Below are 595 nucleotides of genomic sequence, written 5' to 3'. Positions count from 1 at the left end.
TGTATCTTCCGAAGGAATGGACCGACGATCCAGAGCGCCTGGAAGCCGCATACGTGCCCCCCGATACCGGCTTTGCGACCAAGCCAAAGCTTGCGACGAGAATGATCGCACGTGCCATAGCCGCGGCTGTCCCATTCGAGTGGGTTGCTGGCGATACCGTCTACGGTGTCGGCGACATCGAACAGCAACTACGCCAGGCGGGCAAAGGCTATGTACTCGGAGTCAGCAGCGCTCATGTATTCCATTCCTGGGGCAAGCGTCGATCGGTCGCCGGCACCGCCGCCGACATCGCCTCGACGCGGCGTTCGTCCGACTGGAAACGCCTGTCGGCAGGAGACGGAACCAAAGGACCGAGGCTGCATGATTGGTGCTATCTCGAACTGGCCGATCTCGATGCCGGGCAGTTCAACAGCGCAAATGACGGCTTGTGGACACGCGGCCTGCTGATCCGTCGTCGCATCGCCGATGGCGACCTTGCCTTCTTCACCACTTGGTGCCCGGCAGGAACAGCCATCGAAACGCTGGTCGCAGTCGAAGGCCATCGTTGGGCGATCGAGGACAGTTTTGAGACCGCCAAAAACGAGTTCGGGCTCGA

At 61.0% G+C, this 595-nt stretch carries 1 protein-coding gene; it reads left to right on the top strand.

Annotated elements, in window-relative coordinates; genetic code table 11:
• On the top strand, positions 1-595 hold a 595-nt coding region (locus FXV83_RS40325), incomplete at both ends, for an IS701 family transposase (protein WP_148745593.1).

It is taken from the genome of Bradyrhizobium hipponense (assembly GCF_008123965.1).
GTDB classification, from domain to species: Bacteria; Pseudomonadota; Alphaproteobacteria; order Rhizobiales; family Xanthobacteraceae; genus Bradyrhizobium; species Bradyrhizobium hipponense.
Note: the sequence above shows the minus strand (reverse complement) of the source record. Positions and strands in the feature narration are given on the sequence as shown.